Below are 21,296 nucleotides of genomic sequence, written 5' to 3'. Positions count from 1 at the left end.
ACGTGTGACACAGTGGTAACCTAGCCGCACTCGCGCGGGCCAACGCTGTCCCCTGCAGATTGCCAGCTACATCCCCGCAAGGGCGCGCGCACTCGTCGCAGACATCCCTCACTCCGGACCAGACTCGAAGCAGAGTCGGAATCCGGGGCTATTGGGCTGCGTCGGTCGGTGCGTGCCTGAGCCCGGACAGACGGGAGATCCCGGTGCCGTACGAGCACTCGTATCCATCCCCCCAGGGCCTCTACGACCCTCGGTTCGAGAAGGACGCCTGCGGCGTCGCCATGGTTGCGACGCTGACCGGCGTCGCCAGCCACGACATCGTGAAGCAGGGCATCCGTGCCCTGGTGAATCTCGACCACCGCGGCGCCGCCGGCGCCGAGACCAACTCTGGCGACGGCGCCGGGATCCTGCTGCAGGTCCCCGACGCGTTCCTGCGAGAGGTCGTGGACTTCGACCTTCCGGCCGAGCGTGCGTACGCCGTCGGCACCGCCTTCATCCCTGGCGATGCCGACCAGGTCGAGCGCACCGTGAAGATGGTCGAGGAGATCGCGACCGAGGAGGGCCTCGAGGTCCTCGGGTGGCGTGACGTACCGGTCAACCCCGACTCCCTCGGCGCCACCGCCAAGGCGGTCATGCCGACCTTCCGCCAGCTCTTCGTCGCCGGCGCCAAGCAGCGGGTCACGGGCCTGGCCCTGGAGCGGCTCTCCTTCTGCCTGCGCAAGCGCGCGGAGCGGGAGACCGACGTCTACTTCCCGTCGCTGTCGAGCCGCACCATCGTCTACAAGGGCATGCTGACCACGCCCCAGCTGGCCGAGGTGTTCCCCGACCTGGTCGACGAGCGGGTCGCCTCCGCGATCGCCGTCGTCCACAGCCGGTTCTCGACCAACACCTTCCCGAGCTGGCCGCTGAGCCACCCGTTCCGGTTCATCGCCCACAACGGCGAGATCAACACCGTCATGGGCAACCGCAACTGGATGAAGGCGCGCGAGTCGCTGCTCGAGTCCGAGCTCATCCCCGGCGACCTCGAGCGGCTCTACCCGATCTGCACCGAGGGCGCCTCCGACTCGGCCTCCTTCGACGAGGTCCTCGAGCTGCTCCACCTGGCCGGCCGCAGCCTGCCGCACGCCATGCTGATGATGATCCCGGAGGCGTGGGAGAAGCACGAGGAGATGGACCCCGCCCGCAAGGCGTTCTACGAGTTCCACTCCTCGCTGATGGAGCCCTGGGACGGCCCGGCGAGCGTCGTGTTCACCGACGGCACCCAGATCGGCGCGGTCCTCGACCGCAACGGCCTGCGTCCCTCCCGCTACTGGGTCACCGAGGACGGCCTGGTCGTGCTCGGCTCCGAGGCCGGCGTGCTCGACGACATCGACCCCGCCACCGTGGTCCGCAAGGGCCGCGTCCAGCCGGGCAAGATGTTCCTCGTCGACACCGCCGAGCACCGCATCATCGAGGACGACGAGATCAAGTCCGAGCTCGCCGCCGAGCACCCGTACGACGAGTGGCTCCACGCCGGTCTCGTACGCCTCGAGGACATCCCCGAGCGTGAGCACATCGTGCACACCCACGCCAGCGTGACCCGCCGCCAGCAGGTCTTCGGCTACACCGAGGAGGAGCTCCGGATTCTGCTCGCGCCGATGGCCAACACCGGCGCCGAGCCGATCGGCTCGATGGGCACCGACAGCCCGATCGCGGCGCTGAGCGACAAGCCGCGGATGCTGTTCGACTACTTCGCCCAGCTCTTCGCGCAGGTCACCAACCCGCCGCTGGACGCGATCCGCGAGGAGCTCGTCACCAGCCTCAACGGCACCATTGGCGCCGAGTCGAACCTGCTCAACCCGGGTCCGGCCTCGTGTCGTCAGATCGTGCTGCCGTTCCCGGTGATCTCCAACGACGACCTGGCCAAGATCCGTCACATCAACCGTGACGGCGACATGCCGGGCTTCCAGGTCCACATCGTCCGCGGCCTCTACGAGGTCGACGGCGGCGCGGAGGCTCTCCGCACCCGCCTGGACGAGATCTCCGCCGAGGTCTCCCAGGCGATCGAGGACGGTGCCCGCATCATCGTCCTCTCCGACCGCCACTCCACCCAGGAGATGGCGCCGATCCCGTCGCTGCTGCTCACCGGCGCCGTCCACCACCACCTGGTCCGCGAGCGCACCCGCTCGCAGGTCGGCCTGCTGATCGAGGCCGGAGACGTACGCGAGGTCCACCACGTCGCCCTGCTGATCGGCTACGGCGCCGCCGCGGTCAACCCCTACCTGGCGGTCGAGTCCGTCGAGGACCTCGCCTACGAGGGCTACTACGTGAAGGCCGACGCCGAGAAGGCGATGGCCAACACGATCAAGGCGCTCGGCAAGGGTGTCCTCAAGGTGATGTCGAAGATCGGCGTCTCCACGGTCGCCTCCTACACCGGCGCGCAGATCTTCGAGGCCGTCGGCCTGTCGAGGGAGGTCGTGGACCGCTACTTCACCGGCACCACCTCCAAGCTCGGCGGCATCGGCCTCGACGTGATCGCCGAGGAGGTCGCCAAGCGGCACGCCACCGCCTACCCGCGCGACGGCGTCGCCAACGCCCACCGCGCGCTGCCCATCGGCGGCGAGTACCAGTGGCGCCGCGAGGGCGAGCCGCACCTGTTCGACCCGGAGACCGTCTTCCGGCTCCAGCACGCCACCCGCAGCGGCCGCTACGACGTCTTCAAGCAGTACACCGACCGTGTCAACGAGCAGTCCGAGCGACTGATGACGCTGCGCGGGCTCTTCAAGCTCAAGAGCGCCGAGGAGCTGGGTCGCCAGAAGATCTCGATCGACGAGGTCGAGCCCGTCGAGGCGATCGTCAAGCGCTTCTCGACCGGCGCGATGTCGTACGGCTCGATCTCCAAGGAGGCTCACGAGACGCTCGCCGTCGCGATGAACATCCTCGGCGGCAAGTCCAACACCGGTGAGGGCGGCGAGGACCCGGATCGTCTCTACGACCCGAAGCGTCGCTCCTCGATCAAGCAGGTGGCCTCGGGACGCTTCGGCGTCACCAGCGAGTACCTCACCAACGCCGACGACATCCAGATCAAGATGGCCCAGGGTGCCAAGCCCGGCGAGGGCGGCCAGCTGCCCGGCCACAAGGTCTACCCGTGGGTGGCCAAGACGCGTCACTCGACGCCGGGCGTGGGTCTGATCTCGCCGCCGCCGCACCACGACATCTACTCCATCGAGGACCTGGCTCAGCTGATCCACGACCTCAAGAACGCCAACCCGAGCGCTCGCGTCCACGTGAAGCTCGTGGCCGAGGTCGGCGTCGGCACCGTCGCCGCGGGTGTCTCCAAGGCACACGCCGACGTGGTCCTGATCTCCGGTCACGACGGTGGCACGGGCGCGTCCCCGCTGACCAGCCTCAAGCACGCCGGTGGTCCCTGGGAGCTCGGTCTCGCCGAGGCGCAGCAGACGCTGCTCCTCAACGGTCTGCGCGACCGGATCGTGGTGCAGACCGACGGTCAGCTCAAGACCGGCCGGGACGTGGTCATCGCCGCGCTTCTCGGTGCCGAGGAGTTCGGCTTCGCCACCGCGCCGCTGGTCGTCTCCGGTTGCGTGATGATGCGGGTCTGCCACCTCGACACCTGCCCGGTCGGCGTCGCCACCCAGAACCCGGTCCTGCGGGAGCGGTTCACCGGCAAGGCGGAGTACGTCGTCAACTTCATGCGCTACATCGCCGAGGAGGTCCGCGAGCTCCTCGCCGAGCTCGGCTTCCGGAGCATCGACGAGGCCGTCGGCCACGCCGAGGCGCTCGACGCCCGTGATGCGATCGACCACTGGAAGGCCTCCGGGCTCGACCTGGCGCCGATCTTCACCCGGGTGGAGTCGCCGCAGCAGTTCTCCGACCAGGCCCTCCACAACACCAAGGGCCAGGACCACGGTCTGGAGAAGTCGCTCGACATCAACGAGCTGCTGCCGCTCGCGGCCCCGGCACTCGAGCGCGGCGAGCCTGTCCGCGCCCAGCTGCCGATCCGCAACGTCAACCGCACCGTCGGCACGATCCTCGGCCACGAGATCACCAAGCGCTACCGCGGCGCGGGCCTGCCCGAGGGCACGATCGACCTCACCTTCACCGGTTCGGCGGGCCAGTCCTTCGGCGCGTTCATCCCGAGCGGCCTGACGCTGCGTCTGGAGGGCGACGCCAACGACTACGTCGGCAAGGGCCTCTCCGGCGGCCGGGTGGTCATCCGCCCGGAGCGTACGGCCGGGTTCCGGGCCGAGGACCACATCATCGCCGGCAACACGCTGGCCTACGGCGCCACCAGCGGGCGGATCCACATCCGCGGTGGCGTGGGGGAGCGGGCTGCGGTCCGCAACTCCGGCGCCAGCATCGTCACCGAAGGTGTCGGTGACCACGGCTGCGAGTACATGACCGGTGGTCGTGTCGTCGTGCTCGGCCCGACCGGGCGCAACTTCGCCGCCGGCATGTCCGGCGGTATCGCCTGGGTCCTCGACTTCGAGAGCCAGCGGCTCAACGGCGAGCTGGTCGACGCGACGCCCGTCGAGGAGAAGTACGCCGCCGAGCTCGAGCAGCTCGTCCGCGACCACCTCGAGGAGACCGGCTCGGCCGTCGCCGAGGCGCTCCTGGCCGACTGGCCGAACTCATCGACCCGCTTCACGCAGGTCATGCCCAGTGACTACAAGCGCGTGCTCGAAGCCCAGGAGGAGGCCCTCGAGGAGGGTCTCAACGAGGACGAGGCAGCGCAGCGAATTATGGAGGTCCTCCATGGCTGACCCGAAGGGTTTTCTGAAGAACGGGCGTGAGGTCGCGACCCGGCGTCCCGTCGACGAGCGGGTCAAGGACTGGCACGAGGTCTACCCGGGCAAGATCGGCAAGACCCTGCTGCCGATCATCAACACCCAGGCCTCGCGCTGCATGGACTGCGGCATCCCGTTCTGCCACCAGGGCTGCCCGCTCGGCAACATCATCCCCGAGTGGAACGACCTGGTCTGGCGCAACGACTGGGAGGGCGCCTCGGAGCGTCTGCACGCGACCAACAACTTCCCCGAGTTCACCGGTCGTCTCTGCCCGGCTCCGTGCGAGTCGGCCTGCGTGCTGGGCATCAACCAGCCGGCGGTGACGATCAAGAACATCGAGGTCGCGATCATCGACAAGGCCTGGGACGCGGGCCACGTCAAGCCGCAGCCGCCCGAGTGGCTCTCCGGCAAGGCGGTCGCCGTGATCGGCTCCGGCCCCGCGGGGCTGGCCGCCGCCCAGCAGCTGACGCGCTCGGGCCACACCGTGGCCGTCTACGAGCGGGCCGACAAGATCGGCGGGCTGCTGCGTTACGGCATCCCCGAGTTCAAGATGGAGAAGTCGCAGGTCGACCAGCGCCTGGCGCAGATGCGCCGCGAGGGCACGGTCTTCCGTCCGGGCGTCGACGTCGGCACCGACATCACCGGCGCGCAGCTGCGGGACCGCTACGACGCCATCGTGCTGGCCAACGGCTCGACCGTCGGCCGCGACCTGCCGGTCCCCGGGCGTGAGCTCGCCGGGATCCACCAGGCGATGGAGTACCTGCCGCAGTCCAACCGGGCCTCGCTCGGTGAGGCGGTCCCCGACCAGATCCTGGCCGAGGGCAAGCACGTGGTCATCATCGGTGGCGGTGACACCGGCGCCGACTGCCTCGGCACCGCGATCCGCCAGGGCGCGGAGTCGATCACCCAGCTGGAGATCATGCCGCGTCCGCCGGAGGAGCGTCCCGAGGGTCAGCCGTGGCCGACGTACCCGATGACCTACCGGGTCGCCTCCGCGCACGAGGAGGGTGGCGAGCGGGTCTACGCGGTCTCCACCAAGGAGTTCCTCGGCACCGAGGACGGCCGCGTACGCGCCCTGAAGCTGGTCGAGGTCGAGTTCATCGACGGCAAGCTGACCGAGAAGGAGGGGACCGAGAAGGAGATCCCCGCCGACCTGGTGCTGCTGGCCATGGGCTTCACCGGCCCGGAGAAGGACGGTCTCCTCACCCAGCTGGGTGTGGAGTACGACGCTCGCGGCAACGTCGCCCGCGACGACTCCTTCGCCACCTCCGTCCCCGGCGTCTACGTCGCCGGCGACGCGGGTCGCGGACAGTCGCTGATCGTGTGGGCGATCGCCGAGGGCCGCGCCGCCGCGGCCGCGGTCGACACCTACCTGACCGGTTCGACCAACCTGCCCGCGCCGATCCGCCCGACGGACCGGCAGCTGATGGTCTGAGACCGACAGCCTGAGGCACAACGGCGTGCCGACCACTGGCCCGGCACCTCCCTTGCGGAGGTGTCGGGCCAGTCGGGTCTCAGCCATCGGATCGGAGGATCCGACAGAGTTCGTACACACTTGTGGCGACGAGTTTGTGGCACATGTGCCTTGCCCGGGCCCGCGGTGAGCCGCTAGCTGCCGGCGACCTCGCGTACGGCTCAGCGTGGAGGGACGACATCCGAGGCGGACCAGGGCGAGAACCTTGGATGAACGGCCTGATCAGGACATGGTCCCTGTGCTGGTTTGAACGATCCAGAGGGGTAGTCTGGGCTCCCGTGAGAAGAGCGAAGATCGTCTGTACCCTGGGACCCGCCGTCGGGACGGAGCGTCGCATCCGCGAGCTCGTCTACGCAGGCATGGACGTGGCCCGGATGAACATGAGCCACGGGTCCCACGACGACCACTCCAGCCACTACGCGCTGGTGCGGGAGGCGGCCTCTGCGAGCGGGCACAGCGTCGGCATCTTCGCCGACCTGCAGGGGCCCAAGATCCGCCTGGAGCGGTTCAAGGACGGCTCCGCGACACTGCGCCGTGGCCAGGCCTGGACGATCACCACGCGCGACGTGCAGGGTGACGACGAGATCTGCGGGACGACCTACAAGGGGCTTCCCGGTGACGTGAAGGTCGGCGACCCGATCCTGATCGACGACGGCAAGCTGCGCCTGCGGGTCACCGCGGTCGACGACACCGACGTCCACACCGAGGTGCTGGTCGGCGGGCCCGTCTCGAACAACAAGGGCATCAACCTGCCCGGTGTCGCCGTCTCCGTCCCGGCCCTGTCCGAGAAGGACGAGGAGGACCTCCGGTTCGCGCTCAAGCTCGGCGTCGACATGGTCGCGCTCAGCTTCGTACGCAACGCGAAGGACTACGAGGACGTACGCAAGATCATGGACGAGGAGGGGCGCGTCGTCCCGGTCATCGCCAAGATCGAGAAGCCGCAGGCGATCGACAACCTCGACGAGGTCATCGCCGCCTTCGACATGTTCATGGTGGCCCGTGGTGACCTCGGCGTGGAGTGCCCGCTCGAGGAGGTTCCGTTCCTGCAGAAGCGGATCATCGAGCTGGCCCGCCTCAACGCCAAGCCGGTCATCGTCGCCACCCAGATGCTCGACTCGATGATCTCCAACCCGGCGCCCACCCGCGCCGAGGCCAACGACGTCGCCAACGCCGTCCTCGACGGCGCCGACGCGGTGATGCTCTCCGCCGAGACGAGCGTGGGGGAGTATCCGATCCACACCGTCGAGACGATGGCCCGCATCATCTCCGCCACCGAGCGCCACGCCCTCTCCCGGGACAGCTCCGCCGCCGCCGAGCTCACCCGCATCGACTGGGACCCGCACACCCGCTCCGGCGTCATCGCCAAGGCCGCCGCCGAGGTCGCCGACCGGGTCGGCGCGAAGTATCTGGTCGCCTTCACCACCTCCGGTGACTCCGCCCGCCGCCTCTCCCGGCTGCGCGGCGCGATCCCGTTGCTCGCCTTCACCCCCTCCGATGCCGTACGCAGCCAGCTCGCGCTCAGCTGGGGCACCGAGACCTTCCGCACCGACGAGGTCGAGCACACCGACGAGATGGTCCGTCAGGTCGACGAGAACCTGCTCAAGCTCGGCCGCGTCGAGGAGGGCGAGCTCGTCGTCATCATCGCCGGCTCGCCTCCCGGCATCCCCGGCTCCACCAACGCCCTGCGCATCCACCGCATCGGCGACGCGATCAACGAGGTCGCGCCAGCGTACGAGCGCAAGGGCTAGCTCTTCGGGCCGATCAGTGCGTCGAGCGCCGCGACCGCCTCGCGGCGCGAGACGCTGATCGTCTTCCAGGAGGACCGGCGCCAGGGGATGCCGACCAGATCGAGCGCCCAGGTGCAGAGGTCGCGGATGTCATCGGAATGATTGACGAACTGCTATCGGCCGTACTCATAGCGCTTCTTCTCTCCTGCGACGACTCGGGTCGCCCAGTTGTTCACCCGACATCCGTCCGAGTGGAACAGTCCACGGAGGAACGGCCCGGGGTGAGCGGTCACGATCTCCTCCTGCCAGTCCTCCAGAGTGATCGTGCGCTCGTGTTTGCGGCCGGGGCCGTGCTGTGGGAAGAGGCAGGTCAAGTGCTGCCAGTTCAGTTGAACGTCCACACAGCCGGGCTTCCTGACGATGAATATTTTGCCGCCTGGCCTGATCCGGCCGAGTAGGTCGACCACGTCGTCGATGATCCGTGGATGGGCCAGGTCGCACGTGATCCGGAGGAAGTAGTAGCGCGCGGCTTTCGCGAGGTGGCCGTCGCCGAGGTAGAAGCCGAGAAGAGCCGCGTACGCCTCCTGGTCGATCGGCAGCGCGTCGCACCGCGGGCAGGCGCCGGGCCGGTTGCGCGGCTCGCAGTCCCTCCACTCGCGGATTGTGGATCTTGCGACACCTGTCGCGCGTGCCACCGCCGACAGCGAGTCGCCCTGCTGGAGGAGGGCGAGCGCCTTGGTGCGGACGTGAGCTGTGTACACGGTGGCAGTCTGCCTGCGACCACCGACAGCACGATGGAACGTGCGAACGAATCTGGTGCCCCGAGTCGGATTCGAACCGACACTATACGGTGTTTGAGACCGCCCTCTCTGCCGTTGGAGTACCGGGGCTCTCCGGCCCGCGGGCGGGCCTGGCATTCGCCAAACTTACCGGACCGTGGGCGGAATCACTGCACCGGGATGTACGTGCGATGGCCTAGTCTGTGCTCGTGACGGAGAGCAACCCCAGCAGCACCCCGGAGAGCCAGGCGCGGCGTACCGTCGTCATCGCGGAGGACGAGGTCCTGATCAGGATGGACCTCAAGGAGATGCTCACCGAGGAGGGTTACGACGTCGTCGGTGAGGCGGGCGACGGCAAGGCGGCGATCGAGCTCGCCACCGAGCACCGACCCGACCTGGTGATCCTCGACGTGAAGATGCCGGTGCTCGACGGGATCGCGGCGGCGGAGGCGATCGCACGCGACCGGATCGCCCCGGTCGTCATGCTGACCGCGTTCTCCCAGCGTGACCTGGTGGAGCGGGCCCGCGACGCGGGGGCCATGGCCTACCTCGTCAAGCCGTTCAACATCACCGACCTGGTGCCGGCGATCGAGCTGGCGGTGAGCCGCTTCCAGGAGCTCGCCCAGCTCGAGCGGGAGGTCGCCGGTCTGACCGACCGGCTGGAGACCCGCAAGGCGGTCGACCGGGCCAAGGGGATCCTGCAGGAGGGGCTCACGCTGAGCGAGCCCGAGGCTTTTCGGTGGATCCAGAAGACCGCGATGGACCTGCGGCTCTCGATGCGCCAGGTCGCCGAGGGCGTCATCGAGCACGGCGTCAGCGGGCCACGTACCTGAATCCGTGTAAACGGCACGTCACAGATCGGTTGCGGTCTCAGATGAGGGCCAACCTGTGGCTTGTTCGTGGGTGATGTCGGCCTAGACTGCCCGCGCGGATCCGGCCGACCAGCGTGTTCAGCTGGTGTCAGGATCCGTCTTTAGGACACAGAGGCAGGAGTACCCACGTGCGCAAGCGGCTCTACAGAGTCCTCATCGCGCTCATCGGTGCGCTGATGGTGCTGTTGGTAGGGGGCCCGGGTGCCGCACAGGCAACCGAGACCCCACCGCCGGACGCCACCGCGATCCAGGTGACGCTTCAGGACGAGGCCAACAAGGATGCCCAAGGCAATCCGAAACCGATCCCGGGAGTGACCCTCGAGGTCAGCAAGGACGGCAAGAAGGCCGGCGAGGGCGTCACCGACGACAAGGGCGTGGCGATCATCATCGTCGAGGAGCTCGGGAAATACACCGTGACCCTCGACGAGAAGACGCTCCCCGAGGGGACGGTCCTCGATGAGAACACCAAGGACGAGGCCACCGTCCAGGTACGTTTCCAGGGGCCCAACAACCGGGCCATCTTCCCGATCGGGGTCACCGCCGGTGAGCAGTCGAACTTCGGCAAGGACCTCGCCCAGAACCTGCGCGCGGGCATCGTGTTCTCCCTGGTCCTGTGCCTGGCCGCCCTCGGGTTCTCGCTGATCTTCGGCACGACAGGCCTGTCCAACTTCGCCCACGGCGAGATGCTCACCTTCGGTGCGCTGATGGCCTGGACCTTCGACCAGATCTTCAAGACCGGTGGCCTGGCCACGGTCTCGGTGATCCTCGCGGGCATCATCGCCGTCCTCCTCGGTGGCCTCGGCGGCTATGTGCAGGACAAGGTGCTGTGGGGCCCGCTGCGCCGGCGCGGCACCGGCCTGATCGCGATGATGATCGTCTCGATCGGCCTGGCGATCTTCCTGCGCTACCTGTTCCAGTACTTCTACGGCTCCTCGACCCGGTCGCTGTCGCAGTACAGCGGCCAGCAGCGTGAGCAGCACTGGTACTACCTCGGCCTCTCGCTCGCCGACCGCGAGGTCGTCATCGTGCTGATCTCGATCGTCACGATCACCGCGGTGTGCCTGTGGCTGGCCAAGAGCCGGATGGGCAAGGCGATGCGCGCGGTCTCGGACAACCCGGCACTGGCCGCGTCCTCGGGCCTGCGGGTCGACGGCATCATCACCAACGCGTGGGTGATCGGTGGCGCCCTGACCGCGATGTCCGGCGTCCTCTACGCGCTGCAGCTGCAGGTCAACAGCTTCATGGGCATGCGCATCCTGTTGGTCATCTTCGCCGCGGTCACCCTCGGTGGCCTCGGCACGATCTGGGGCGCGCTGGTCGGCTCCATGGTGATCGGCCTCGTCTATGAGCTCGGGCCGCTGTTCGGTGTGCCCACCTCGATCAAGGAAGTCGGCCCGCTGCTGATCATGATCGTGATCCTGCTGGTGCGGCCCCAGGGCATCCTGGGTCGCAAAGAGCGGCTCGGGTAGGAGAGACAATGGACATTCTCGAGATTCTCCGGGCGGGGCTGCAGCAGGCGCTGGGCCCGCAGGCGATCGTCTTCGCCCTGGCCGCCATCGGCCTCAACATCCACTTCGGCTACACCGGGCTGCTCAACTTCGGCCAGGCCGGGTTCGTCGCGGTGGGCGCCTACGGTCTGGCCGTCTCCGTGGTCACCTTCGGGGCGCCGTTCTGGCTCGGCATCATCATGGCGATCGTGGCGCCGCTGGTGCTCGCCGTGATCCTGGGTGTGCCGACGCTGCGTCTGCGCGCCGACTATCTGGCGATCGTCACGATCGCCGCGGCCGAGGTGCTGCGGTTCGTCTTCGGTGCGGTGGAGACCAAGGAGACCTTCGGTGGCTCCAACGGACTCAACGGCTACGCCAAGCCGTTCCAGGAGGCCAACCCCTACAGCAGCGGCATCGACCTGGGCATCATCTCCTTCGGGCGCAACGACCTGTGGTCGCTGACCGTCGGCTGGATCCTGGTCGCACTGTGCTGCGTGCTGGTGTGGGCGCTCATGCGCAGCCCGTGGGGCCGGGTGCTCCGCTCGATCCGTGAGGACGAGGACGCGGTCCGCTCGCTGGGCAAGAACGTGTTCGCGTACAAGATGCAGGCCCTCGCGATCGGTGGCGTCATCGGTGGCCTGGGCGGTATGTTCCTGGCGCTCAAGCAGGCCTCGGTCGTGCCGAGCGACTACTCGACGCTGATGACCTTCTACGCCTTCGCCGCGCTGCTTCTCGGTGGTGCTGCCCGGGTGATGGGCCCGGTCATCGGCTCGGTCCTGTTCTGGTTCCTGATCGCGGCGCTAGGCTCGTTCTTCAGCCAGTCCGCGGGTAAGGGCGGGTGGATCCCGACGGTGATCATGACCGACACCCAGGCCAGTGTGATCCGCTACATCATGCTGGGTCTGGCCATCATGCTGCTGATGATCTTCCGTCCCCAGGGGATCATCGGCGACCGTAGGGAGATCGCGATCGATGGACGCTGACATGACTGACCAGACGAGCAACGAGACGAACACCGAGGTGAGCAGGACCGGGCCGGCCGGCCTCGCCGGGGTGAGCACGGAGCCGGGCAGCAAGAAGCCCGACCCGATCATCGTCGCCGACGACATCACGCGTATGTTCGGCGGGCTCACGGCCGTCGACGTCGACCACGTCGAGATCCAGCGTGGTGCGATCACCGCACTGATCGGTCCCAACGGAGCCGGGAAGACGACGTTCTTCAACCTGCTGACCGGCTTCGACCAGCCCAACAGCGGATCGTGGAGCCTGGAGGGCAAGTCGCTCAAGGGCGTCGCCCCCTACAAGGTCGCCCGCCGCGGGATGGTGCGCACCTTCCAGCTCACCAAGGTGCTGGCCAAGCTCACCGTGATCGAGAACATGCGCCTGGGCGCCACCGGGCAGAAGGGTGAGCGGTTCTGGGCCGCGCCGTTCAAGTTCCTGTGGGGCAAGCAGGAGGACGACGTCACCAAGAAGGCCGACGACCTGCTCGCCAGGTTCATGCTCGACAAGAAGCGCGAGGACTTCGCCGGGTCGCTCTCCGGCGGCCAGCGCAAGCTGCTCGAGATGGCCCGCGCGCTCATGGTCGACCCGGAGGTGGTCATGCTCGACGAGCCGATGGCGGGTGTGAACCCGGCCCTGAAGCAGTCGCTGCTCGGCCACGTGAAGTCGCTGCGTGAAGAGGGCCGTACGGTCCTCTTCGTCGAGCACGACATGGACATGGTCCGCGACATCTCCGACTGGGTCATCGTGATGGCCCAGGGGAAGATCGTCGCCGAGGGCACCCCCGAGTCGGTCATGGCCGACCAGCGTGTCATCGACGCCTATCTCGGCGCCCACCACGACACCGACCTGAGCGAGCTCGACGAGGAGCGGCTCGAGGCCGAGGTCGAGGCCGAGCTGGCCCAAGAGGAGGACGCGAAGTGACTTCCACCGACGCGGAGAGGTTCCGCGAGAAGCACCTGAGCGAGGCCGAGGGCGCGGTGCTCCGCGCCGACGGGCTCATCGCCGGCTACCTTCCCGGGGTCAACATCCTCAACGACACCGACCTCTACTGTCAGCCCGGCGAGCTGGTCGGCATCATCGGCCCCAACGGGGCCGGCAAGTCGACCCTGCTCAAGGCGCTGTTCGGCCTGGTGAAGATCCACGAGGGCTCGGTGACGCTGGAGGGTGAGGACATCACCGGCAAGCGTGCCGACGAGCTGGTCAGCCGGGGGATCGGGTTCGTCCCGCAGACGAACAACGTCTTCCCGAGCCTGACCATCGAGGAGAACCTCGAGATGGGCTGCTACCAGGCCCCGAAGAAGTTCGCCGAACGGTTCGACTTCGTCACCGGGATCTTCCCGGCCCTCGGTGAGCGGCGCAAGCAGCGTGCCGGCGGGCTCTCCGGTGGTGAGCGTCAGATGGTCGCGATGGGGCGGGCGCTGATGATGGAGCCTTCGGTCCTGCTGCTGGACGAGCCCTCCGCGGGGCTCTCCCCGGTCTTGCAGGACGAGGTCTTCGTCCAGACCCGCAAGATCAACAAGGCCGGCGTCTCGGTCGTGATGGTCGAGCAGAACGCCCGCCGCTGCCTGCAGATCTGCGACCGTGGCTACGTGCTCGACCAGGGCCGCAACGCCTACACGGGTGCGGGGCGTGAGCTCGCCGACGACCCGAAGGTGATCGAGCTCTACCTCGGCACCCTGGGTGCCAAGGAGGACTGAGGAGCGCGAGGCTCCGCCGCCGAAGGCGGCCGGCGCCAGGGCGTACGTCCCGAAATGGCCAGGGCCCCGGAGCACATGCTCCGGGGCCCTGGCCGTTCGTGCTCAGGCGACGGTGTGCGAGCGGCGCTGGGAGCGCCGGGCGGCGAGCAGCTCGCCGACGGCGCTGGCCTGCTTCGGGCTGCGTTGCAGACGGGCGTGGTGGGGCAGGGCCCGGCCCAGGACGTTGAGCCGGGAGCGTACGACCGCGGTCGGGGCCACCCGCATGACAGCCTGGGCGCCGAGCCCGATCCGGGCGAGGAACCGGTTGCCGTCACGACCACCGGCGGAGGCCGCGGCCGCGATCGTCCTGATTCCGCGCTCCTCGGCGAAGGCGACGGCCGACTCCATCAGCATCCGGCCCACGCCACGGCGGCGGAAGCTGGGAACGACGTGGGGCGCGAAGATCTGCACCGTCGGCTCCAGGTTGAGCGGGCCGAAGGTCGTCGCGCGCAGATAGACCGCCCCGACGGGCTCGCTGCCGCACTCGGCGACCAGGAGGCGCTGGTCGGGGGAGTCGTCGGCGGCACGGATGATCGTCTCCAGGTCGCCCAGCTGCTCCTGGGCATCTGTCATCCGCAGGGAGTCCTGCCAGATGCCGAGAAGGAAGAGCGCGTCATCGGCTCGTGCCTCTCGCATCGTCACCGGCACCCTCATCGAGTCAGTCCTCCAAGGGTGCCGTGTCTACAGATCATCACAATTCCTCCACGATCGTGGCTGTTCCTGGGCGGAATCGGGTTTCCCGAGTGATCATGTCACCACGGCGCCGACTTTACGGAGCCGATGATGGCGGCAACCCAGGCAATGATGCCATGGGGGAGATGTAACGGATTGGTGAAAAGACAGGTCCCTCGGGTGATTCACCCTCCGAGCGTCTCTAATGTGTCTCCGCAAGGTCCGACGTGAGCCGGGCCAGCCCATACGAAAGAGGGACTAAGCAGTGAACTCATCATCCTCTACCTGGATGAAGCTGACCGCAGGCGTCGGCGCCTTGGCGCTCAGCTTCACCCTCGCCGCCTGCGGCGGCGAGACCGCTTCCGAGGAGCCGGAGAAGAAGGCCGCCGCCAAGGGCGACGGCACTCTCACCATCGGGCAGCTTCTCCCGCAGACCGGCAGCCTCGCGTTCCTCGGCCCGCCCGAGTTCGCCGGTTCCGACCTGGCGATCCAGGACATCAACGCCGCCGGCGGTGTGCTCGGCAAGGACGTCGTGTCCGTCGTAGCGGACTCCGGTGACACCACCTCCGCGATCGCTCCCACCGAGGCCGACAAGCTCATCGACGCCAAGTCCGACGTCATCGTCGGCACCGCGTCCTCGGGTGTGTCGATGACCGTGATCGACAAGATCATGTCGTCTGGCACCGTGATGTTCTCCCCGGCCAACACCTCGACCGAGTTCGACGAGGGCGACTTCTCGAAGCCGGACCTCTACTTCCGCACGGCTCCGTCCGACATCCTTCAGGGCGCCGTCATGGCCAACCTGCTGCTCGAGGACAAGCGCACCAACGTGGCGATCCTGGCCCGCCAGGACGCCTACGGTGAGACGCTCGCCGAGGAGGTCAAGGCCAACCTCGAGGGTGCCGGCTCCAAGGTCGCCACCACGGCGTTCTACTCCGAGGACGCCACCTCGTTCGACGCCCAGATCAACGAGGTCGCCGGCGCGGGTGCCGACGCGGTCGTCGTGATCGCCTTCGAGGAGACCAAGAAGCTCATCCCGCAGCTCATCGCCGCGGGTGCCGGTCCGGCCAAGCTGCCGACGTACTTCGTCGACGGCAACCTGTCGGACTACTCCAAGGACTTCACCAAGGGTGAGCTCAAGGGTGTCAAGGGCACCCTCCCGGGCGCCGAGACCGCGGGTGACTTCAAGGAGCAGCTGCTGAAGGTCAACCCGAAGCTGGCCGACTACTCCTACGCGGGTGAGTCCTACGACGCCACCATCGTCTCCGCGCTGGCCGCCGTCCAGGCTGACAGCGACGCCGGCGAGGCCATCGCCAAGGAGGTCGTCGACATCACCACCGGTGGTGAGAAGTGCGAGACGTACGCCGACTGCGTCAAGCTCATCGAGGACGGCAAGGACATCGACTACGACGGCAAGTCCGGTCCGATCGAGCTCGGCGAGACCGGTAGCCCGACGGCCGCGTCCATCGGTATCTACCAGTACAACGACAAGGCGACCTACGCCCCCGTCAAGTACATCGCCGGCGAGGTCTGAGCCTGTGACCCTGCGACGAAGTCGCAGGGTCACAACGCGAAGAGATCGAGCGAGCGTGCGGCTGAGCCTGCGAAGCCGCAACTGCGTGTCGAGATCCGGTCTCTGAGTAAGACCGACAACGAAGGGCCCCGGAACCAAGTTGATTCCGGGGCCCTTCGGCGTACATCCCTACTGCCCGACGCGCTCTGCGTCGATGAGCGCGCAGGTGATCCGCGAGGTGCAGACCCGCTTGCCGCGCTCGTCGGTGATCACGACCTCGTAGGCCGCGGAGGTGCGACCGAGATGGATCGCCGTGGCGGTGCCGGTGACGATGCCTGAGGTCGCCGACCGGTGGTGGGTGGCGTTGATGTCGACGCCGACCGCGAGCTTGCCCAGGGACGCGGCGTGCATGCCGGAGCCGGTGGACCCGAGCGTCTCGGCGAGCGCGACCGAGGCGCCACCGTGCAGCAGCCCGTACGGCTGGGTGTTGCCCTCGACCGGCATGGTGCCGACGACCTTCTCGGCGGAGATCTCCAGGATCTTGACGCCCATCTTGTCGTTGAGGCCGCCCATGCCATGGGGGAGCGAGGCGAAGAACCTCTCGCCGGCGGTCGTGTCGGTCGGCGAGACGGGCTGGTCGGTGGTCGATGCATCGGTCATGGATGCATCGTCGCATGTGCCGCGCGGGCTCGGAATGCGGGGGACGCGCGGGTCTCGACCCGCGGTCGCGCCGTTGTCGGTGGTCGTGGATAGAGTCGGACCGTGGCTGACGTGACGCGTGACCGACTGCTCCTTCTCGATGGGCACTCGCTGGCCTACCGGGCCTTCTTCGCCCTGCCGGTGGAGAACTTCTCGACCGTCACGGGTCAGAACACCAATGCCGTCTACGGCTTCACCTCGATGCTGGTCAACGTGCTGCGCGACGAGACCCCGACCCATGTCGCGGTCGCCTTCGACCTCTCGCGCCAGACGTTCCGGCTGGAGGAATACTCCGAATACAAGGCCAAGCGCAACAAGACCCCCGACGAGTTCAAGTCCCAGCTGCCGCTGATCCAGCGACTCCTCGACGCGCTGCACATCCGGCACCTGTCCCTCGCCGGCTACGAGGCCGACGACATCATCGCGACATTGGTGACCCAGGGGCTGGAGGCCGGGATGGAGGTGCTGATCCTCACCGGCGACCGCGACTCGCTGCAGCTGGTCACCGAGTCCTCGACCGTTCTCTACCCGATGCGTGGCGTCTCCGACCTGGCGCGGATGACGCCCGAGGCCGTCGAGGCGAAGTACGGGGTCCCGCCGCACCGCTACCCCGAGATCGCCGCGCTGGTGGGGGAGGACTCCGACAACCTGCCCGGGATCCCGGGCGTCGGCCCGAAGACCGCCGCGAAGTGGATCAACACCTACGACGGCCTCGACAACGTGATCACCCATGCCGACCAGATCAAGGGCAAGGCCGGTGACAACCTGCGCGCCCACCTCGGCGACGTGATGCGCAACCGGCGGCTCAACGCCCTGGTCCGAGACCTGACCCTGGAGATCGGTCCGGCCGACCTGGGGCGGGTCGAATGGGACCGGGCAGCCGCGCTGGAGCTCCTCGACGAGCTCGAGTTCCGTGGCGAGATCCGCACCCGGATCACCGACGTGCTCGCTCCCGAGGACGACGTCCCCGTCGACGAGAGCGGGTTCGCGCTGGACGGGGAGAAGCTTGTCCCCGGTGCCGTCGGAGCGTTCCTCGAGGAGCTCGGGGCCACGCCCGTCGGGGTGCATGTGCGCGGCACCTGGGGTTCCGGCACCGGCCGCGTGGACGGGTTCGGCTTCGCGACGCAGGAGCGGGCTGCGTACGTGGGGGTGGAGGAGCTGACCCCGGAGGACGAGGCCGCGCTGGCCGGCTGGCTCGCGGATCCCTCCAGGCCGAAGATCATGCACGACGCCAAGGGGCCCGAGCTGGCGATCGATGCCCACGGCTGGTCCTTGGGCGGGCTGGTCACCGACACGGCGCTGTCGGCCTACATCGTGGCGCCCGACCAGCGCTCCTACGACCTCGCCGACCTGACGCTGCGCTACCTCAAGCGTGAGCTCAAGCAGGAGGACGACGGCGGCCAGGAGTCGCTCTTCGGTGATGACGAGGTCGGTGGTGACGGTGTGGCCAGGACCTCGATGCTCTATGCCCGGGCCGTGGTCGACCTCGCCGTCGAGCTCGACTCGGCGGTCGAGGCCGCCGGCGGACACCGGCTGCTCTCCGAGGTGGAGCTGCCGCTGCTGCACCTGCTGGCGCGGATGGAGAAGACCGGCATCGCGGTCGACACCGAGCACCTCGACGCACTCGAGCGACACTTCGCCGGCCAGATGAAGCAGGCGGCCGACGAGGCCTACGGCGTGATCGGGAAGGAGATCAACCTCGGCTCGCCCAAGCAGCTGCAGGTGGTCCTCTTCGACGAGCTCGACATGCCGAAGACGAAGCGCACCAAGACCGGCTGGACCACCGACGCCGACGCGCTGCAGCAGCTCTACGTGAAGACCGAGCACCCGTTCCTCCTCGCCCTCCTGCGCCACCGCGACGTCACCCGGCTGCGGGTCACCATCGAGGGCCTGCTGAAGACCGTGCAGGACGACGGCCGGATCCACACCACGTTCAACCAGACCATCGCGGCCACCGGGCGGCTCTCCTCGACCGAGCCCAACCTGCAGAACATCCCGGTACGCACCGAGGAAGGCCGCGGGATCCGCAAGGGCTTCGTGGTGGGCGCCGGGTTCGAGTCCCTGATGACCGCCGACTATTCGCAGATCGAGATGCGGATCATGGCTCATCTGTCCGAGGACGAGCTGCTCATCGAGGCGTTCCGCTCCGGTCGCGACTTCCACTCGATCACCGCCGCCCGGGTCTTCGGCGTCGATCCCGACGCCGTCTCGGTCGAGCAGCGGGCCAAGATCAAGGCGATGAACTACGGCCTCGCCTACGGCCTGTCCGCCTTCGGCCTCTCCCAGCAGCTCGGGATCGAGCCGAGCGAGGCGCGCGGGCTGATGGAGGAGTACTTCGAGACCTTCGGCGGCATCCGCGACTACCTGCGCAGCCTGGTCGAGGAGGCCCGGCGCACCGGTTACACCGAGACCATCATGGGCCGCCGCCGCTACCTGCCCGACCTGCTCTCGGACAACCGTCAGCGGCGCGAGACCGCCGAGCGGATGGCGCTCAACGCCCCCATCCAGGGCTCGGCCGCCGACCTGATCAAGGTCGCCATGCTGCGGGTCCAGGCCGCCATCGACGAGGCCGGCCTCTCGTCCCGGATGCTCCTCCAGGTCCACGACGAGCTCGTCTTCGAGGTCGCCTCGGGGGAGCGGGAGGCGTTGGAAGGGCTCGTACGCGAGCAGATGGGCTCCGCCGCAGACCTCAACGTCCCGCTCGACGTCTCCGTCGGCACCGGCCTGTCCTGGCACGAAGCCGCCCACTGATTCGCCGAGGCGTCACGTACGTCGGCCGAGATGGCAGTTCTGGCGGGCTGAATCGGTAGTTGTGGGTGACGGGACTCTACTTTCGTCGCCCACAACTGCATTCTGGTCCGTAACGGCTGAAGCCGACGAGGCGTCACGTACGTCGGTCGAGAGGTCACCTGCGTCGGCCGAGGCGGCAGTTGTGGTGTACGAGATGGCAGTTCTGGCGGGCTGAATCGGTAGTTGTGGGCGACGAAACTCCACTCTCGTCGTCCTTACCGCCATCTCGGCCGACGTAAGTGACGTTTCGGCCGACGTAAGTGACGTCTCGGCACGCCAGAAGTGCACTCTCGGCCGACGCCGCTGACGTCTCGGCTGGGGTCAGGAGCGGTGAGGGGTCTGGCTGAGTCGCCAGAAGGTGACCGCCAGGAGGACGGCGGCGAGGGCGGCGTCGACGCTGAGCACGGCCCAGACGAGGCCTTCGACGGTGGTCTGCGTCGCGCCGAGGGCGAGTGCGGCGGCGACGGCGATCCAGAGAAGGTACGCCGAGAGCTGGCTGCGCCGGGCCAGGACCGAGTAGACGAGCAGTTGGAGCACGGACAGCACCATGCCGAGGATCGCGAAGACCCAGAGCAGGCCCTCGATCTCGGCGTAGTCGGGGCCGCCGATGAAGATCATCGCGAGCCAGGACAACAGCCACGAGCCGGCGATCGCGCACGCGCCGAGCCCGCCGACGAGCGCCAGGGACTTGACCAGCGCGGATCGGCGGCTGGCCTCGGCCGACATCGACGGGAAGGCGATGATCACCACGAACTGCGGTAGGAACAGCACCGCCTTGGTGAGGATCAGGCCACCGGCGTACAGGCCGGAGACGTGGTCGGAGAGCACGTTGCGCGCGATCAGGATGTCGACGTTGGAGAGCGCGAAGAAGCCGAGCAGCGCGAACGAGCCTTGGAGCATCTCGACGACGACGGGCTTCACCGGCCCGGGCTTCGCCTCGGTCTCGGCGCGACGTCGAAGCACCCACCATCCGACGATCGCCGGCGCGAACTGGGCCAGCGCGACACCGGCCATGGCGGCGCCCTCGGTGGGGCGGACCCACATCGCGGCGGTGGTGACGATGACCCGGGGGACGCCGAGAGCCAGATAGACCATCGACAGGCCGAGCCAACGCCGCTCGCCCTGCAGAACTCCGGCCTGACCACCCATGATCGTCAGCGGTACGGCACACACCGCGACCAGCAGGGCGGGGTAGATCGAGTCCAGCCGCAGCACCCGCCACACCAGCGGTGAGGCGGCGAGCATGACGACGCCGACGACGATGGCTGCCCGATAGGTCGCCCGCAGCACCGTCCGCTCGATCTCGCGCTCCTGGCCGGGCGTCTCGGTCACCCGCCGCGACGCTGTCGCCTGCATGCCGAGCTGGACCACGCCGACCACGAGGAGCAGCGACATCATCGACGCGACCCCGCCGTACTGTCCGGGGCCCAGGATCCGGGCGGCGATGATCTGGAAACCGTAGGTCGCGATGTTGGTGACCATGATGCAGACAGCGAGGAAGCTGCTGCTGCGGATGAGCGCGGACAGCCTGCGCCGGCGGGCGCTGGTCGGGCTGGCGGTCATCGTGGGCACTTGGAAAGCCTAGGGTGCGGCAGGTCACATGCCTGCACCGGCATCCGCCCAGGATCGGAACTCGATCGCCACAACTGAACTCTCGGCCGACGGAACTGACGTCTCGGCCGACGGAACTGACGTCTCGGCCGACGGAACTGACGTCTCGGCCGACGGAACTGACGTCTCGGCCGACGGGGGTGACGTCTC

14 protein-coding genes and 1 tRNA gene are annotated in these 21,296 nt (G+C 68.1%); 10 read left to right on the top strand and 5 right to left on the bottom strand.

Features of this window, described 5'->3' with window-relative positions:
* The first annotated feature begins 203 nt into the window (after positions 1-203).
* The 3 genes from gltB to pyk all read left to right on the top strand — a co-directional run bounded on the left by gltB (position 204) and on the right by pyk (position 8,006).
* Positions 204-4,760: a glutamate synthase large subunit gene (gene gltB / locus ABZ796_RS12435; protein WP_357337209.1), complete on the top strand. Its 4,557-nt coding sequence runs from the start codon at positions 204-206 to the stop codon at positions 4,758-4,760.
* Complete coding sequence (locus ABZ796_RS12430; RefSeq protein WP_357337208.1) at positions 4,753-6,219, top strand: glutamate synthase subunit beta; 1,467 nt, start codon at positions 4,753-4,755, stop codon at positions 6,217-6,219. The genes gltB and ABZ796_RS12430 overlap by 8 nt, the downstream gene beginning before the upstream one ends.
* Before the next feature lie 317 nt (positions 6,220-6,536).
* A complete protein-coding gene (gene pyk / locus ABZ796_RS12425) occupies positions 6,537-8,006 on the top strand; it encodes a pyruvate kinase (protein ID WP_357337207.1) in 1,470 nt (489 codons plus the stop codon).
* Between the two features lie 152 nt (positions 8,007-8,158).
* Here pyk and ABZ796_RS12420 read toward each other — a convergent pair whose 3' ends face one another.
* Positions 8,159-8,746 carry a helix-turn-helix domain-containing protein gene (locus ABZ796_RS12420; protein ID WP_357337206.1) on the bottom strand — a complete coding sequence of 196 codons (588 nt, stop codon included), beginning with the start codon at positions 8,744-8,746 and terminating at the stop codon, positions 8,159-8,161.
* A 53-nt stretch (positions 8,747-8,799) separates the two neighbouring features.
* A tRNA-Leu gene (locus ABZ796_RS12415) sits at positions 8,800-8,875 on the bottom strand.
* A gap of 92 nt (positions 8,876-8,967) precedes the next feature.
* Here ABZ796_RS12415 and ABZ796_RS12410 point away from each other — a divergent pair.
* The 5 genes from ABZ796_RS12410 (at position 8,968) to ABZ796_RS12390 (ending at position 13,822) form a co-directional block, all read left to right on the top strand.
* Positions 8,968-9,597, top strand: a complete 630-nt coding sequence (locus ABZ796_RS12410; protein ID WP_357337205.1) for a response regulator — start codon at positions 8,968-8,970, stop codon at positions 9,595-9,597.
* A 167-nt stretch (positions 9,598-9,764) separates the two neighbouring features.
* Positions 9,765-11,105, top strand: a complete 1,341-nt coding sequence (locus ABZ796_RS12405; protein ID WP_357337204.1) for a hypothetical protein — start codon at positions 9,765-9,767, stop codon at positions 11,103-11,105.
* Positions 11,106-11,113: 8 nt separating this feature from the next.
* The gene (locus ABZ796_RS12400; protein WP_357337203.1) at positions 11,114-12,106 is read left to right on the top strand and encodes a branched-chain amino acid ABC transporter permease; all 993 of its coding nucleotides are present in this window, start codon (positions 11,114-11,116) and stop codon (positions 12,104-12,106) included.
* 1 nt (position 12,107) lies between these two features.
* Positions 12,108-13,046, top strand: coding sequence for an ABC transporter ATP-binding protein (locus tag ABZ796_RS12395; RefSeq protein WP_357337202.1), 939 nt, complete (start codon positions 12,108-12,110; stop codon positions 13,044-13,046).
* Entirely contained in the window at positions 13,043-13,822 is a 780-nt protein-coding gene (locus ABZ796_RS12390) for an ABC transporter ATP-binding protein (RefSeq protein ID WP_357337201.1), read from the top strand. Before ABZ796_RS12395 ends, ABZ796_RS12390 begins: the two co-directional genes overlap by 4 nt.
* Before the next feature lie 102 nt (positions 13,823-13,924).
* On the opposite strand, the gene ABZ796_RS12385 is transcribed toward ABZ796_RS12390, so the two are convergent.
* Positions 13,925-14,515, bottom strand: coding sequence for a GNAT family N-acetyltransferase (locus ABZ796_RS12385; protein WP_357337199.1), 591 nt, complete (start codon positions 14,513-14,515; stop codon positions 13,925-13,927).
* A gap of 307 nt (positions 14,516-14,822) precedes the next feature.
* Here ABZ796_RS12385 and ABZ796_RS12380 point away from each other — a divergent pair, with 307 nt between their 5' ends.
* On the top strand, positions 14,823-16,067 hold the full coding sequence (locus tag ABZ796_RS12380) for an ABC transporter substrate-binding protein (protein ID WP_357337198.1): 1,245 nt from the start codon (positions 14,823-14,825) through the stop codon (positions 16,065-16,067).
* 168 nt (positions 16,068-16,235) lie between these two features.
* Here ABZ796_RS12380 and ABZ796_RS12375 read toward each other — a convergent pair whose 3' ends face one another.
* Complete coding sequence (locus tag ABZ796_RS12375; RefSeq protein WP_357337197.1) at positions 16,236-16,706, bottom strand: hotdog fold thioesterase; 471 nt, start codon at positions 16,704-16,706, stop codon at positions 16,236-16,238.
* A gap of 102 nt (positions 16,707-16,808) precedes the next feature.
* On the opposite strand from ABZ796_RS12375, the gene polA reads away from it, so the two are divergent.
* Positions 16,809-19,496, top strand: coding sequence for a DNA polymerase I (polA, locus tag ABZ796_RS12370; protein ID WP_357337195.1), 2,688 nt, complete (start codon positions 16,809-16,811; stop codon positions 19,494-19,496).
* A gap of 360 nt (positions 19,497-19,856) precedes the next feature.
* On the opposite strand, the gene ABZ796_RS12365 is transcribed toward polA, so the two are convergent.
* Complete coding sequence (locus ABZ796_RS12365) at positions 19,857-21,098, bottom strand: oligosaccharide flippase family protein (protein ID WP_357337299.1); 1,242 nt, start codon at positions 21,096-21,098, stop codon at positions 19,857-19,859.
* Positions 21,099-21,296: the final 198 nt, after the last annotated feature.

The sequence above is a fragment of the Nocardioides sp. NPDC047086 genome (assembly GCF_040643685.1).
In the GTDB taxonomy this organism is placed as follows: domain Bacteria; phylum Actinomycetota; class Actinomycetes; order Propionibacteriales; family Nocardioidaceae; genus Nocardioides.
This window is presented reverse-complemented; position numbering and strand designations above follow the sequence as displayed.